Raw genomic sequence first — 15,665 nt, forward strand, 5'->3', positions numbered from 1 at the left:
CAATATATAAATTATTTCCCTATTTCTTCTGATTTACAATAGGTAGCAATAAAAACGATAACGCACCAACGACGATATTTATTGCAGTTTGAGACCCCCATAATATCCATCCAAAAGCTTCTCCAGCAGGTCGATTGACTCCAAACAAAACTAAAATAGCAGCTGTAGCAATAGGAAAAGCACCAATACCTCCGTTGGTTGTAGTCATGGCAATAGATCCTGCTACAAAAGTGGCTAGAACCGGACCAATAGAAAGAGCAGCAGTTTCGGGAACGGTATATTTGATTACATAAAACATAGCTACATACAATACCCAGATGAGTAAAGTGTGAAAGATAAAAGCCACTTTCTTTTGCAATTGAAATATACTTTTAACCCCCTCCAAAATGCCTTCTCCAAAGTTTTTTATTTTCAAAAGAAATGGGTGATTTGATTTTCTGATGATTCTCAAAAAGAGGATACCTAATAAAATACCCACTATCATCACAACTAGTATCAAAATGGTATTGGTAAATATTTCTTGAAGGTAGTTAAATAGATCTTTGGATTGAAAAAGAAGGGTGATTGCGATAATGATCAGCAACATGATCGAATCCACAACTCTTTCAGAAATAATGGTTCCAAATGCTTTCTTGAAAGGAATATCTTCATAGGTAGATATGATTCCGCCCCGTAGTACTTCTCCAGATCTGGGGATACCGAGATTTGCCAGGTACCCGGCCATTACTGCCATAAAACTATTAGATACCTTTAGTTTGTATCCAATCGGCTCTAGTAAAAACTTCCATCGATAAGCTCTGGAAAGATGAGAACAAATTCCCATTATGATCGACAGTATAATCCATTTTGGATCGGCTCCTAGAATGTATTGTAGTGTTTTTTGCCGCTCTTCTGGAGTGGCAGAGCTTATAGAATACCAGATTAAAAAAACTCCCAATAGTAATGGGAGTGTTATTTTAAGAATTTTTGTGAGTCTTGGATTCACGCTTTTACTTTAACAAATTGTTCTCTTCATTAGGGAAAAGAAGCTTAGGCTTGAAGTTTTTGGCTTCTTCAATATCCATCATAGCGTATGTTATTAATATAAGCACATCACCTTTGGCTACTTTTCTGGCTGCAGCACCGTTTAATGTGATTTCTCCACTATTTCTAGGGCCAGGGATAGCATACGTTTCTAAGCGTTCCCCGTTGTTGTTGTTCACAATCTGTACTTTTTCTCCTTCAATGATATTGGCAGCATCCATAAGATCCTGGTCAATAGTGATACTCCCGATGTAGTTTAGGTCTGCACCGGTAACTTTAACGCGATGAATTTTTGATTTTACTACGTGTACTAGCATGTTACAAAGTTAGTTATTTTTAATTTAGGGCAATGTTATCAATAAGTCTTATTTCTCCGGCAAAGACTGCAATAAATGCTCGATACTTTTTGTTTTTTTGTTTCCTCTTTATCGTTTTAAGATCAGATGCTTTGGCAATCTCAAAATACTCTAATCTAAGCTCGTTATGGTTTTCGAACTGAGTCGATATCCATTCATTTAACTTACTAACACTTTTTGTGCCAAAATCTTTTTTTACTTGTTTTAATGTCTTATAAATCAATGGAGAAGCCTCAAGTTGTTGCGGGTTTAGCCTTTTGTTTCTGGAACTCAACGCTAAACCGTTTTCTTCTCTGAAAATTGGACACCCTACTATTTTAACTGACATTTTTTCAATGTCAACCAATTTCCTGACGATTTGAAGCTGCTGAAAATCTTTTTCTCCAAAATATGCCCTGGTTGGAGAAACAATAGTGAAAAAATGCTTAAGAACAGTACCAACACCATCAAAGTGACCAGGTCTAAACTTACCTTCCATTTCGTTTTCTAATCCTCCAAAGTTATAATTTGTAGCTATTGTCTCTTCTCCGTAAATCTCTTTTGGAGGGGGAGCGAATACTACAATGTCTTTCGAAATGCTAGATAATAATTCAACATCACTATCTAGTGTTCTTGGGTAATTCACCAAATCCTCGCTATTATTAAACTGAGTTGGATTAACAAAAATACTGACCACTACTACGTCGTTTTCATCAAGAGCTCGTTGAACAAGAGCTAAATGACCCCTGTGCAAAGCTCCCATTGTAGGGACAAATCCTATTGATTTTTTCTGTGTTGAAAAAGTTGCAACACGCGACATAATGTCCAGTCTTTTTTCGTATACCTGCATTGGGCTGAAACTTAAAGGCGTGCAAAAATAAGATATTACTAGCAGACTGCATAAATTTTCGTAATTTTGCAAAATTAATTCCAAAACGGAGGACGATAAAAGTATCGATTATATGAAAGATAAGAGGATATTGTATGTATCATCAGAAGTAATACCTTACCTGCCAGAGACCGAAATTTCATCCATGTCTTTTGAAGCACCTAGAATGGTGAACAGCAAAGGGGGCCAAATTAGAATTTTTATGCCTAGGTATGGAAACATTAATGAAAGACGTCATCAGCTTCACGAAGTGATCCGACTTTCAGGAATGAATCTTGTAATAAATGATTTAGATATGCCTCTTATTATTAAGGTGGCGTCTATACCAAAAGAGCGTATGCAGGTTTACTTCATAGATAACGAAGATTATTTTAAAAGAAAAGCAACTTTGACCGACGAAGATGGAAACTTGTTTCCGGATAACGACGAGAGAGCAATATTTTTTGCAAAAGGCGTTATAGAAACGGTTAAGAAGTTGAATTGGTCGCCAGATGTAATTCATGTACATGGCTGGCTAGCTTCTCTTTTACCTTTGTATCTGAAACATTATTATGCTAATGAACCTCTTTTTGGCCAAAGTAAAATCGTTACCTCGGTTTACGAAAGAGGATATGAAGGTACGCTAGATATGAATATGATGGAAAAGGTGAAGTTTGACGGAATCGGTGAAGAAAAAGTAAAAGATCTAGCTACTCCAACTTATAGCAATTTAATGAAAGTTGCTATTGATAATTCTGACGCTGTTATTGTCGGTTCGGCAGAAATACCAGAAGACTTATCAAAGCACTTAGAAAATGTTGACCAACCTGTTCTAGACTATAAAAACCCAGATGAATTTGCAGATGCTTATGAAGCCTTCTATCAGTCAGAAGTGCTAGTGTAAGCAAAATGATTTATTTATGATTTTGAAGAATTTTTTGATTAGATCTACAGCAGTAGTTGTTGTGTGTATTGCATTGTTTTCTTGTGATGATGAGTTCAATACAGTTGGTAGTGAAGTAATTGGTGATGTTAACTTTGAAGATAGGCTTTATGAGGCTACTCCTGTGGCATACAGCGCACGATTTGAAAGAGTGCAAACTTCTGGTTTGCCCGGTTATCTGTTAGGAGTTTATAATGATCCAGTATACGGTCAGTCGACGTATGGAGTGTTATCCCAACTACAACCAGAGCGTTTTGACCCTGTCTTTGGAGACAATGCACGATTAGATAGTGTGGTTTTAAATATTCCGTATTTCAGTACTACCACCAATACCGAAGCTAATGATGACGGGGAAATCATAAATACTTTCGAATTAGATTCTGTGTATGGAAGTCAACCATTCAGACTTTCCATTTATAAATCCAATTATTTCTTAAGAGATTTTGATCCAAATTCTAATCAAAGGCAATTGTACTTTTCGAATGACCTGAACGATATAGAAACAAATTTTGGTACAGAACTAAAACAAGAGTTATTGTATACAGACGAAGGTTTTGTGCCATCTGCAGAAGAATTGATTTTACTAAGTCCGGATGGAGAAGACGAAAATGATGATCCGGATGTAACAAGATTACCTCCAGCTTTTCGCATAAAACTTCCGGTTGATGTTTTTACAACAGCATTTTTGGACATGGAAGGATCGGCAGAATTAAGTAACGCCAATAACTTTAGAAATTTTTTCAGAGGTATCTTTTTTGAAGCAGAAGCTGTAAATAATGCAGGCAACCTAATGTTTTTGAATGTAACCAATGGAGATATTACTTTGCATTATACCTTTGATAAAGTAGATACTGCTGATGAGGATGAGGATGGAAGCACAACAGATATCGTTCAAGATCAGGGAACACTAGCCCTGTCATTCGCGAATAATGTTGTTAATGGTATTGATACACAATTTGATGCTACTATTTCCAATGAATTGTTGACCGAGAATCAAGATGCTATAAATGGAGAAGAAACCTTATATTTGAAAGGTGGAGATGGATCGATAGCTATTATTGATTTATTTAGAGGTATGGTCACTAATGAAAATGGAGAGGAAGAAAATGAATTAGATTTTCTTCGTAGACAAAACTGGTTAATTAATGACGCTTCTATGACTTTCTATATCAATCAAGATCGAGTGTCCGGGGGTGATACAGAGCCAGAACGGATATATATATATAATATGGAAACAGATGAGGTGTTGTTAGATTATCGTTTTGATAATACCATTAATAATGATAACCCTGTTGTTTCGATCACTAATCATTTAGGAAGAATTTCCAGGGATTCAGATGATAATGGAGAGTTCTTCAAGGTAAGAATGACGCAGCATATTAATGATATATTAGATGGTGATACCGAAAATGCGAGATTAGGTCTCTCAGTTTCGCAAAACGTAAATATAATTAATAACGCAGATGGTTTTGCTCGTGTAAGAAACGATGAAACCGACCCTAATAGTGACATTGAAGTTACAGAAAAAACAACCCCCTTTGCTTCTGTAATATCGCACGAAGGAACCGTTCTATATGGAAATGGACCAAGTGTTCCTGAGGCGAAACAATTAAAACTTAATATTTTTTATACCGAATCAATAGACAACTAAAAAAATTAAATCATGTGTGGAATAGTGGGGTACATAGGTCATAGGGAGGCCTATCCAATTGTTTTAAAAGGATTAAAAAGATTAGAATACCGGGGATACGATTCTGCCGGTATTGCTCTTTATGATGGCAATGAGCTAAAGTTATCAAAAACAAAAGGTAAAGTAGCGGATCTAGAAGAGCGTTTAGAGAAAGAGATTTCTACCGATGGAACCATCGGGATAGGACATACAAGATGGGCTACTCATGGGGTTCCTAATGATGTTAATTCGCATCCGCATTATTCTAATTCTGGAGATCTTGTGATTATTCATAACGGAATAATCGAAAACTACGAATCCCTAAGAAAAGAATTGTTAAATAGAGGATATGAGTTTCGATCTGAAACAGATACAGAGGTCTTAGTTAATCTAATAGAAGATGTAAAGACCAAAGAAAATGTAAAACTCGGAAAAGCTGTTCAAATTGCACTTAACCAGACTATCGGGGCGTATGCTATTGCCGTTTTTGATAAGCAAAAACCGGATGAGATAGTTGTCGCCAGATTAGGAAGTCCTTTGGCAATTGGTGTTGGTGACGATGAGTTTTTTATAGCCTCAGATGCTTCTCCTTTTATAGAGTATACAAACAACGCGATCTATCTGGAAGATGGAGAGATGGCGATTATAAGAAGGAATAAAGGGGTTAAGGTTCGAAAAATACATGATGATAGTCTTGTAGATCCTTATTTGCAAGAACTACAGATCAATCTTGAGCAAATAGAAAAAGGAGGATATGACCATTTCATGCTCAAAGAAATCTATGAACAACCAAGCGCTATTAGTGATACGTATCGCGGAAGAATGTTGGTTGCTGATGGAATTATAAAAATGGCAGGTATTGATGATAATCTGGCCAAACTTCTTAATGCAAAACGAATTCTAATTGTTGCTTGTGGTACATCATGGCATGCAGGATTGGTTGCAGAGTACATCTTTGAGGATTTGGTTCGTATTCCTGTAGAAGTAGAGTACGCTTCAGAGTTTAGATACCGTAATCCTGTCATCCATCAAGATGATGTGGTGATCGCTATTTCTCAAAGTGGAGAAACTGCAGACACTATGGCTGCCATCAAATTGGCCAAAGAAAGAGGAGCATTTGTTTTTGGAGTATGTAATGTTGTAGGATCTTCTATTTCTAGAGAAACACATGCTGGAGCATACACACATGCCGGACCAGAGATAGGAGTAGCTTCTACCAAGGCATTTACGACGCAGATTACCATTTTATCCTTAATCGCGTTAAAATTGGCAGAGCGAAAAGGAACTATTTCTAACAGTGATTTTCATTACTATCTACAAGAACTAGAAAGAGTTCCTGAGAAAGTAAAAAAAGCATTAGAGTCAAATGATCATATCAAACTCATTGCAGATACTTATAAGGATGCAAAGAATTTCTTGTATTTAGGAAGAGGCTATAATTTTCCTGTAGCTTTAGAAGGAGCACTAAAACTAAAGGAAATTTCATATATCCATGCAGAGGGGTATCCTGCGGCAGAAATGAAACATGGTCCTATTGCACTTATCGATGAACAAATGCCAGTGGTGGTTATCGCAACCAAAAAAGGACATTATGAGAAGGTGGTAAGTAACATCCAGGAAATCAAATCCAGAAAAGGTAAGATTATTGGTATTGTTACAGAAGGAGATGTAACTGTTAAAGAATTAGCAGATCACGTTATTGAAATTCCGGAGACCATAGAGTTTTTAACTCCTCTTCTTACTACGATACCATTACAGTTATTATCGTACCATATTGCAGTAATGCTTAATAAGAATGTGGATCAGCCTAGAAATTTGGCAAAATCCGTTACTGTAGAATAAGTACTTTTATATTGATATATTATCAAAGGCTGTCTTACGGGATAGCCTTTTTTATTTTTACATTAAGATTAGGTAAAAATATGATAAAAGAATTGTACAGGTACAAAACAATTAATTACATTTGCCGTGAAAAATGAATTCATAATACTTCTGCATTAATTTGTGCTCACTCACCCCATGTTATGATCATTTTTTAAAGATTCCTTAACGTTGCAGATCGTCAAACAGCATTTTTTTACGATAAAATGCAATATTTTCTTTGTTTTTAATGAAAAAAGTGTAGTTTTGCATCCCAATGTTTAAATCCTTATGCGTGCATAAGAAAAAAACAACTTAATTATAATTACAAATCTACTTATGAGAACAATTACATTAATGGTCGTGCTCTTAATGAGCATAGTAGGTACCGCACAGAATGTGGTTCAAGGTAGGGTTATCGATGGTTTCGATCAGCCTATACCAGGAGTTAGTGTTACCGTTAAAGGAACTGATGTTTCTACAATAACGGATTTCGACGGAAACTTTACGTTGACTACTGACAAGGATTATCCTTTTACTTTAGTAGCAAGCAGTATTGGATTTGATGATGCCACTCTTGTGGTTACTTCACAAACCGGTGAAGTTACTATTGTATTAGAAGACATTACCTTTTTGGATGAGTTGGTAATCTCGGCATCTCGTGCTCCAGAACGTTTATTTGAATCTCCTGTAACGATCGAGCGTTATGGTATTAAGGAGATTAAAAATGCAACTTCTGCAGATTTTTATGGAGATTTAGAAAATATCAAAGGTGTAGATATCAATACCAACAGTTTGGCATTGAAATCTATCAACACCAGAGGTTTTGCAACGTTTACGAACACACGTTTTGTACAGTTAATCGATGGAATGGACAATACCGCTCCAGCATTGAACTTTGTACTTGGTAACTTGGTTGGTTTAAGTGAGCTTGATGTGGCAAGTGTCGAATTATTACCAGGAGCATCTTCTGCACTATATGGAGCGAATGCTTTTAACGGTATCTTGTTCATGAATAGTAAAAACCCATTTGATCATCAAGGAATCAGTGCTTATGCCAAAGGAGGAATTACATCTCAGGAAGCAGCAGGAGACAATGAGTTTTATGATGTAGGAGTTAGAATAGCACATGCATTTTCTGATAAGTTTGCTGCAAAAGTGAGTTTCTCACTTTTAAATGGTACTGATTGGCTTGCAGCAGATAAAAGAGACTTGGATAATCCGGGAGCAACTAGAGAGAATACTCCAGGATATGATGGATTAAATGTGTACGGAGATGAGGCCAAAGGTTCTTTAAGAGGACTTGCAGCGCAAAACCCAGCAGTAGACCCATCGGTTTTACCTTTCTTACCGGATACAGTAGTAAGTAGAACAGGTTATGATGAGGCAGATCTTAATGATAATGATGTAGAGAGTTTAAAGTTTGATGGAGCATTGCACTTCAGACCGTTTGCAGATGATTTTGAAGTGATTTTGGCAAGTAAGTTAGGTAGAGGTACAACAGTAACTCAGGATGCCAACAGAACATTACTTCGTAATTTCTTTTTGCAACAACATAAATTAGAAATTAAAAATGACAACTTCTTTTTAAGAGGTTATGTAACTGCAGAAGACGCTGGAGATTCGTACGATATTCGTTTTACAGGTCTTAACATTAATAACCGATGGAAATCGGATACACAATGGTTTACCGAATATATCGGAACATATTTGGCTAATATTGGTGCTAACCCAAATGATCCTGCTGCACAAGATGCCGCTCACGCAGTAGCAAGACAAGTAGCAGATACAGGGCGTCTTATCCCTGGGACACCAGAATTCCAACAAGCATTTGAATCAGTAACTAATGATCCAGATCTTGCTAGTGGATCTAAGTTCTTAGAAAAATCATCATTTAGACATGCCGATGGTAATTATAATTTTAGCCATTTGACTAGCAACTTTGCAGACATACAAATAGGTGGATCTTTTAGAGAATACAAATTAGATTCTGAAGGAACAGTATTTACTGATATCGATGGACCGATCAGATATTCTGAATATGGTTTATATACACAGCTCCAAAGAAAGTTGTTGGATGAAAGATTGAAATTAACAGGTTCTGTGCGTTATGATAAGTCTCAGTTATTTGATGGAAACTTCTCTCCTCGATTCTCTGTGAGTTATACATTCGGGGCAAATAAGACTCGTAACCTACGTGCTTCGGTACAAACAGGTTTCAGAAACCCTACTACTCAAGATTTATTTATTGGTCTTGATATCGGACGAACTCTTCTTGTGGGTTCTGCTGAAGAAAACTTGGATAGATTTACTACAGTTGACGATTTCAACAATGTATATACAGCAAGAGATGCTTATGAGAATTCGTACTCTGCTAGTTCTGTACAAAGATTTGCCGAAACAGGAGATATTAATGATCTTGAAGTAGCGAGTATTGATATCGTAAAGCCAGAAAGAGTAACAGCATATGAGGTTGGATATAGAGCACAGTTCGGAGCTTTCATCTTTGATGGTAGTGTATACTACAACCAATTTGAAGATTTTATCGCTAACGAAAATGTTATTGTACCTGGTCAAGGTGTGGTAAATGGTACTCCTGCAGAGCAGCTATTGGCAGTTCAGTCATTGGCTAGTGCAGGAACTCGAAGAACCTTTACAGCTTCTACTAACTCTGAAGTAGACATCAATTCATACGGAGCAATTGCCGGATTTACTTATAAATTGAACGGGTTTGATTTTAATGCAAGTTATACTTTTGCTGAGCAAGATTTTGATCAGGAAAAAGATCCAGACTTTAGAAGTAACTTTAACACGCCAAAGCATAAGGTAAAAGCCTCTATAGGTAACGATGAGTTGTTTAAGAACTTTGGATTTAATGCAAATGTAATATGGAGTGATGATTATTTCTGGGAATCTGATTTTGGTGTAGGTGCGATTCCTTCGTACACCGTGATCAACGCACAGGTTAATTATTCCATTCCTGTATTAAAAGCCAGATTAAAAATCGGAGCCAATAATATTGGAGGAGATGAGTATTTTACAGCTATTGGATCTGGATTTATAGGATCTCAATATTACGTAGGACTATCGATCAACAATCTCTAAGAGATTTTAAAATAAATAAAAAACCCATCTGATATTTTCAGATGGGTTTTTTTATGGAATTAAAGTAAGAAAATTCCTGTATTTCATCAAAAAAACCAAATTATCAAAACTGAAGTGATTAGTTTTTTTTCATAATTAATAAACAAAGGTTTAACAACTTTATTAAAAAATTCCTAAAAAAACGTATATTGTTGTCATAACTTTAAAAAATTTGAGGGTATGAGAACAACTACATTAGTGATAATGCTATTATTGATGAGTATTATCACTTCTGCACAAACAACAATCAAAGGAAAGGTGGTGGATAATAATGATCAACCGATTCCGGGAGCAAATGTGATTTTGGATGGCTCATCAGTGGGTACAGTTACCGATTTTGATGGTCTCTTTTCACTAACTGTCGAACAATCGCCTCCTTTCACAGTTACGGTAAGTAGTGTTGGATTTGAATCCAGTTCGGTTGTTGTTTCTTCGGCATCGTCTGACTTAAACATTACACTTAAGGAAGGAACAGAATTAGATGAGGTAATCGTTTCGGCATCGAGAACGCCAGAACGTATTTTTGAATCTCCTGTAAGTGTCGAACGCTTCGATGTAAAGAAGATAAAAAATACCCCTTCAGCAGATTTTTATGATGGATTAGAAACTCTAAAAGGTGTTGACATTAATACCAATAGTTTAACATTTAAATCTATAAATACGAGAGGTTTTGCCACTTTTGCGAATACTCGTTTTGTACAGTTAGTAGATGGTATGGATAATACTGCTCCTGCCCTAAACTTTGTTTTAGGTAACTTGATCGGTATGACAGAGCTTGATGTGAATAGCATTGAACTACTACCTGGAGCATCTTCTGCATTATATGGAGCAAATGCCTTTAATGGTATTTTGTTTATGACTAGTAAGAATCCTTTCGATCATCAAGGAATAAGCGCGTATTTTAAAGGAGGTATTACATCTCAGGAAGCTGCAGGGGACAATGAATATTACGATTATGGAGTTCGTATTGCACATGCGTTTTCTGATAAATTTGCTGCGAAAGTTAATTTTTCATATTTACGTGGTACAGACTGGTTTGCTGTAAGTGAGGTTAATGTATTAAACCCCAATACAGATAGATCAGATATCAATTATGATGGTCTTAATGTATACGGAGATGAGGTAAGTACCAACATAAGAGGTGTTGGAGAAATCTTAACCAATACTATTAACCCTGTTACAGGTCAGCCAATATTGCCACCAGGGGCCGAAAATTTACTTCCTGATGCACTTGTAAGTCGTACGGGATATCTTGAAAGTGATTTGAATGATTATCCTGCAGAGAGTATAAAATTTGATGCAGCATTACACTATAGACCTTTTGCTGATGATTTAGAGCTTATTTATGTAGGAAAAGTGGGTAGAGGTACAACAATTTATCAGGGAGCTAACAGATACTCTATACGAAACTTCTTCTTACAACAGCATAAATTAGAAATTAAGAATAGTAATTTCTTTATAAGAGGTTATATAACCGATGAAGATGCAGGAGACTCTTATGATACCAGATTTACGGGAATCAATATCAACCGTTTCTGGAAAGATGATTCAACTTGGTTTGGAGAGTATGCAGGAGCATTTGTACAGGCTACATTAGCAGGAGTACTACCAGAACAAGCGCATGCTCTTGCAAGACAGACGGCAGATACAGGAAGACTTATTCCTGGAACACCAGAATTCCAGCAAGCATTTAATCAGGTAATTAGCGATCCAGACTTATCTACAGGATCTAGATTTCAGGATAATACGCAATTAAGACATGTGGATGTAAATTATAACTTCAGTCACTTGACAAGTAATTTTGCTGATATTCAAGTAGGAGGATCTTTTAGAGAATACAAATTAAATTCTTCAGGGACTATTTTTACAGATTTTGATGGACCAATTCGATATTCCGAATTTGGTGTTTATACCCAGTTACAAAAGAAGTTTGCAGACGAAAGAGCTAAAGTGACAGGTTCTGTACGTTATGACAAGTCAGAATTATTTGATGGTAACTTCTCTCCAAGGTTATCGATAGGATATACACTAGGGGAAGAAAGAAACCACAACATCCGTGCATCGGTTCAAACTGGTTTTAGAAATCCAACAACTCAAGATTTATATATTGGATTGGATGTTGGGCGTGCCATATTAGTAGGTTCTGCACAGGATAACTTAGATAGAGATGTGAGAACTTTTAGTGGTACAGATATTAGTGGTGAAGGCCAGGGTATTTTAAACTCTGACAGCGTAGATATTGTAGGTAGAGCTGCTTACGAGAATTCTTTTTCGGCCTCTTCTGTGCTTGCAGGCAATCCTGTACGATCTTCAGCAGCTCCAGTAGAACCAGAAAAGGTGACTGCTTTTGAAGTAGGATATAGAGGAAAAGTTGATCGATTTGTAATAGATATTAGTGCTTATTATAATCAATATAAAGACTTTATCTCTACACAGAATGTGATTGTTCCTTTTTATGGTCAGGTTGGTGATGGAGCATTGTCTCTGTTAGCTTTGCAAAATGATGATTTTGCAGTATACCAGGCATATACAAATTCCGATGTTGATATTAAATCTCTAGGTTTTACAGCAGGAGTAAACACCAAATTACCAGGTAATTTTGAACTAGGTGTAAATTATACATTTGCTGAGCAGGATTTAGACAGAGAAAGAGATCCAGATTTCAGAACTGAGTTCAATACACCAAAACATAAAGTAAAGGCAACTTTTGGTCATCCTAATCTATTTAAAAATTTTGGGTTTAACACTAGCTATCGTTGGAGTGATGATTATTTCTGGGAAGCTTCTTTTGGAGATGGAGACGTACCTTCATTTTCTGTTATAGATGCGCAGATCAATTATACAATTCCGTCTTTGAAATCGACATTAAAAGCAGGGGCTACGAATATAGGTGGTGACGAATATTTTACAGCCTTTGGTACTGGACTAATAGGATCTCAATACTATATCGGTCTTACCATAAACAATTTATAATAGATAACTATAAAAAAGAAAAGACAAATGAATACTCAATATAAATGGCTACTTATTTTATTCATCTTTGGTTTTATTGCCTGTGAGGATGATGATGATGGCCAAGTAATGGAAGAGGTTGTCATTACCTCTGGTGAAGCTGATTTTTCAACATTTGTTTCATTAGGAAACTCATTAACTGCTGGATTTACCGACAATGCGTTGTTTATTTTAGGTCAGGAAAACTCTATGCCTAATATTTTGGCTCAGCAATTTGCCTTGGCGGGTGGAGGAAATTTTGTTCAACCTTTGATGAGTGATAATGTAGGTGGAGCATTGCTTGGAGGAAACCAAATCTTAGGCCCTAGGTTGATTTTTGATGCTACTGCAGGTGGTCCAGTGCCAGTGAGTGGAACACCATCTACCGAAATATCGGCAACACTTTCCGGAGCATTTAATAATATGGGTGTACCAGGTGCAAAAAGCTTTCATCTTGTAGCTCCTGGGTATGGAGATATCGCAGGATTGGCAGCTATGCCGGCAACTGCAAACCCTTATTTTGTGAGAATGGCTTCCAGTCCAACAACAACTGTTTTGGCAGATGCAATGGCACAAAATCCAACATTTTTCTCTTTATGGATAGGTAATAATGATGTATTAGGATATGCCCTTAGTGGAGGTGATGGTACAAACCCAATAACGGATACTGCATTGTTTACTCAAGTATATAATACCTTGGTAGGTACATTAACCTCTGGAGGAGCAAGAGGAGTAGTTTTTAATATTCCAGATGTAACAGCTATTGCACATTTTACTACTGTGCCTCATAATCCAGTTCCACTAGATGCAGCAACTGCAGGAGCTGTAAATGGAGCATACGCAGCGTATAATGCTGGAATCGTATCAGCGTTTGCTTTCCTAGTGGGTAATGGAGCGATTTCACAAGCAGATGCCGATGCTGAGATCGCAAGAAGAACGATAACTTTTGCAGAGGCAGCGAATAACGCTGTAGTTATCGAAGACGAAAGTCTAACAGATCTGACCATGATTAACTCTGCCTTGGTAAGTATACGACAAGCAACGGAAGATGATCTATTGGTACTACCTGCAAGTAGCTTTATTGGTACAGAAGCTGTGCCGGGAAATCCACTTACGGTAAACGGAGTAGCGGTTCCTTTGGCTGATAAATGGGTGTTAACTCCAGAAGAGCAAGCAGAAATAGCAACGGCAACAGAAGCGTTTAATGGGGTGATTTCATCTGCAGTTCAACAAGCAGGTTTGGCCTTTGTAGATGCAAATGCACTATTGGATCAAGTTTCTGATGGAGGAATTCAGTTTGATGAATTTTTGATTCAAGGAAATTTGGTATTTGGAGGATTGTTCTCTTTGGATGGTGTGCATCCAACGGCAAGAGGATATGCATTTTTGGCAAATTCTGCAGCTACAGCAATTAATGAAACCTATGGTTCTAACTTACCACTGGTAAAAGCAGTAGACTATCCTACGTTCTACAGTCCTATTTTACCATAGTTTAGGATATTAATTACATATAAAATTGACCCACTAGAGCGATTTAGTGGGTTTTTTATGAGGCTACTACAAACTTGCGTTCTAACAATTGAAAATAGAAAGATAGTAGTAAGGATATGATAAGATAAATAATTACCATCATCGTAGCTCCCGTAAATACTGCATCCATTTCGAACCACCCTCCTTCTTTAAAGATCAAATAAGCCGCAAAAGTAATCTTAACAATTTCAGCGTATACTGATATAATGTGTCTATCCATCAACGAAGTGTAAGCGAAAATAGAAATGGCAATAAACAGTGCGTAGTTGATAATTTGTGGTAATTCAAAATCTCCAAAACTAACCAATAAATAGTACAAAAACGCCAAAGTGATAAGGAGTTGCGACCAGGACCATAATTTTAAGGAGAGCGAACTTTCGGTTTTGTATTTCTCTCGTGTATAAGGGTCGGTGATGATTTGTATTGGGTATTTTTCTTTTACGTCTTCAGGTCTCCATCCTGTTGGCATATACCATATCCGTATTTTGTCCCACCAATTTTTGGTTCTCCAGGCGTCTTTCAGAATCCCCCAGGCATGCATGAAATTGATAAAGAAAGGATTCCATGTGTTTACAGGTTTTTTTACCCCATACACTGGAGGTTTATCAGGTAACTCTTCTTGAAAAGTGCCAAATAGTTTGTCCCAAAAAATGAATATTTGAGAATAGTTTTTATCCAGATATTCGTCATTAATTGCATGGTGTACTCTATGATGTGAAGGTGTTACGATAACATGTTCCAGAATCCCCATTTTGTTTACCAATCTAGTATGATACCAAAATTGAGCAAACAAGTGAATTGGGGCAACTAGTGCCACGATGTGCGAAGGTATTCCTAAAAGAGCAAGCGGAATGTATAAAAAGAAATAAATGGAGATGATAGCAGAGATACTCTGTCTTAGTGCACAAGCAAGGTTAAACTCTTCGCTACTATGATGGATAATATGTCGATTCCAAAATAGGTTTATAGTATGATTAAAACGATGAGACCAATAGCCAGCAAAGTCAAGCCCTATAAAGGTAAGGATGTATAGCCAAACAGAGGATTTGATACTTATTAAAGCAATATGATCCACCATCCAATCATAGCTGATAATAATTATAGCAAGACCAGTTAGGCTTCTTAAAGTATCAGTAATGCCAGAACTTAAGCTAGAAATTGTGTCCATAGCTTCATTAACCGGTATTCCTTTCCATCTACTTATGAGATACTCTATAAGGATCAGAACGATAAAACCGGGAATAGCATAACTTAAGGCGATAGCATATGTTTCCATTCAATAAAATGTAAGAATTTTCAATC

10 protein-coding genes are annotated in these 15,665 nt (G+C 36.7%); 6 read left to right on the forward strand and 4 right to left on the reverse strand.

Translation table 11 applies throughout. From position 1 onward, the window contains the following. Positions 1-19: 19 nt before the first annotated feature. The 3 genes from ACXAGJ_RS09285 to panC are packed head-to-tail and all read right to left on the reverse strand — an operon-like array spanning position 20 to position 2,208. Positions 20-985 carry a lysylphosphatidylglycerol synthase transmembrane domain-containing protein gene (locus tag ACXAGJ_RS09285; protein ID WP_474839163.1) on the reverse strand — a complete coding sequence of 322 codons (966 nt, stop codon included), beginning with the start codon at positions 983-985 and terminating at the stop codon, positions 20-22. A 4-nt stretch (positions 986-989) separates the two neighbouring features. Further along, the gene (gene panD, locus ACXAGJ_RS09290) at positions 990-1,340 is read right to left on the reverse strand and encodes an aspartate 1-decarboxylase (RefSeq protein ID WP_073318628.1); all 351 of its coding nucleotides are present in this window, start codon (positions 1,338-1,340) and stop codon (positions 990-992) included. A gap of 19 nt (positions 1,341-1,359) precedes the next feature. Next, on the reverse strand, positions 1,360-2,208 hold the full coding sequence (gene panC, locus ACXAGJ_RS09295; protein ID WP_474839165.1) for a pantoate--beta-alanine ligase: 849 nt from the start codon (positions 2,206-2,208) through the stop codon (positions 1,360-1,362). Between the two features lie 112 nt (positions 2,209-2,320). Here panC and ACXAGJ_RS09300 point away from each other — a divergent pair, with 112 nt between their 5' ends. From ACXAGJ_RS09300 to ACXAGJ_RS09325, 6 genes are all read left to right on the forward strand, one after another. Continuing rightward, positions 2,321-3,130, forward strand: coding sequence for a glycogen/starch synthase (locus ACXAGJ_RS09300; RefSeq protein ID WP_073318622.1), 810 nt, complete (start codon positions 2,321-2,323; stop codon positions 3,128-3,130). A 16-nt stretch (positions 3,131-3,146) separates the two neighbouring features. Continuing rightward, positions 3,147-4,820, forward strand: a complete 1,674-nt coding sequence (locus ACXAGJ_RS09305) for a DUF4270 domain-containing protein (RefSeq protein ID WP_474839167.1) — start codon at positions 3,147-3,149, stop codon at positions 4,818-4,820. Between the two features lie 12 nt (positions 4,821-4,832). Further along, on the forward strand, positions 4,833-6,680 hold the full coding sequence (glmS, locus tag ACXAGJ_RS09310; RefSeq protein WP_474839169.1) for a glutamine--fructose-6-phosphate transaminase (isomerizing): 1,848 nt from the start codon (positions 4,833-4,835) through the stop codon (positions 6,678-6,680). A 357-nt stretch (positions 6,681-7,037) separates the two neighbouring features. Next, positions 7,038-9,803 carry a TonB-dependent receptor gene (locus ACXAGJ_RS09315; RefSeq protein ID WP_474839171.1) on the forward strand — a complete coding sequence of 922 codons (2,766 nt, stop codon included), beginning with the start codon at positions 7,038-7,040 and terminating at the stop codon, positions 9,801-9,803. A 219-nt stretch (positions 9,804-10,022) separates the two neighbouring features. Next, positions 10,023-12,815 (forward strand): TonB-dependent receptor, encoded by a 2,793-nt coding sequence (locus ACXAGJ_RS09320; protein WP_474839173.1) that lies wholly within the window; start codon positions 10,023-10,025, stop codon positions 12,813-12,815. 27 nt (positions 12,816-12,842) lie between these two features. After that, positions 12,843-14,324 (forward strand): G-D-S-L family lipolytic protein, encoded by a 1,482-nt coding sequence (locus ACXAGJ_RS09325; RefSeq protein WP_474839174.1) that lies wholly within the window; start codon positions 12,843-12,845, stop codon positions 14,322-14,324. A gap of 55 nt (positions 14,325-14,379) precedes the next feature. On the opposite strand, the gene ACXAGJ_RS09330 is transcribed toward ACXAGJ_RS09325, so the two are convergent. Next, positions 14,380-15,639 (reverse strand): sterol desaturase family protein, encoded by a 1,260-nt coding sequence (locus ACXAGJ_RS09330; RefSeq protein ID WP_474839175.1) that lies wholly within the window; start codon positions 15,637-15,639, stop codon positions 14,380-14,382. Positions 15,640-15,665 lie beyond the last annotated feature (26 nt).

This window comes from Aquimarina sp. AWH4_224 (genome assembly GCF_056160245.1).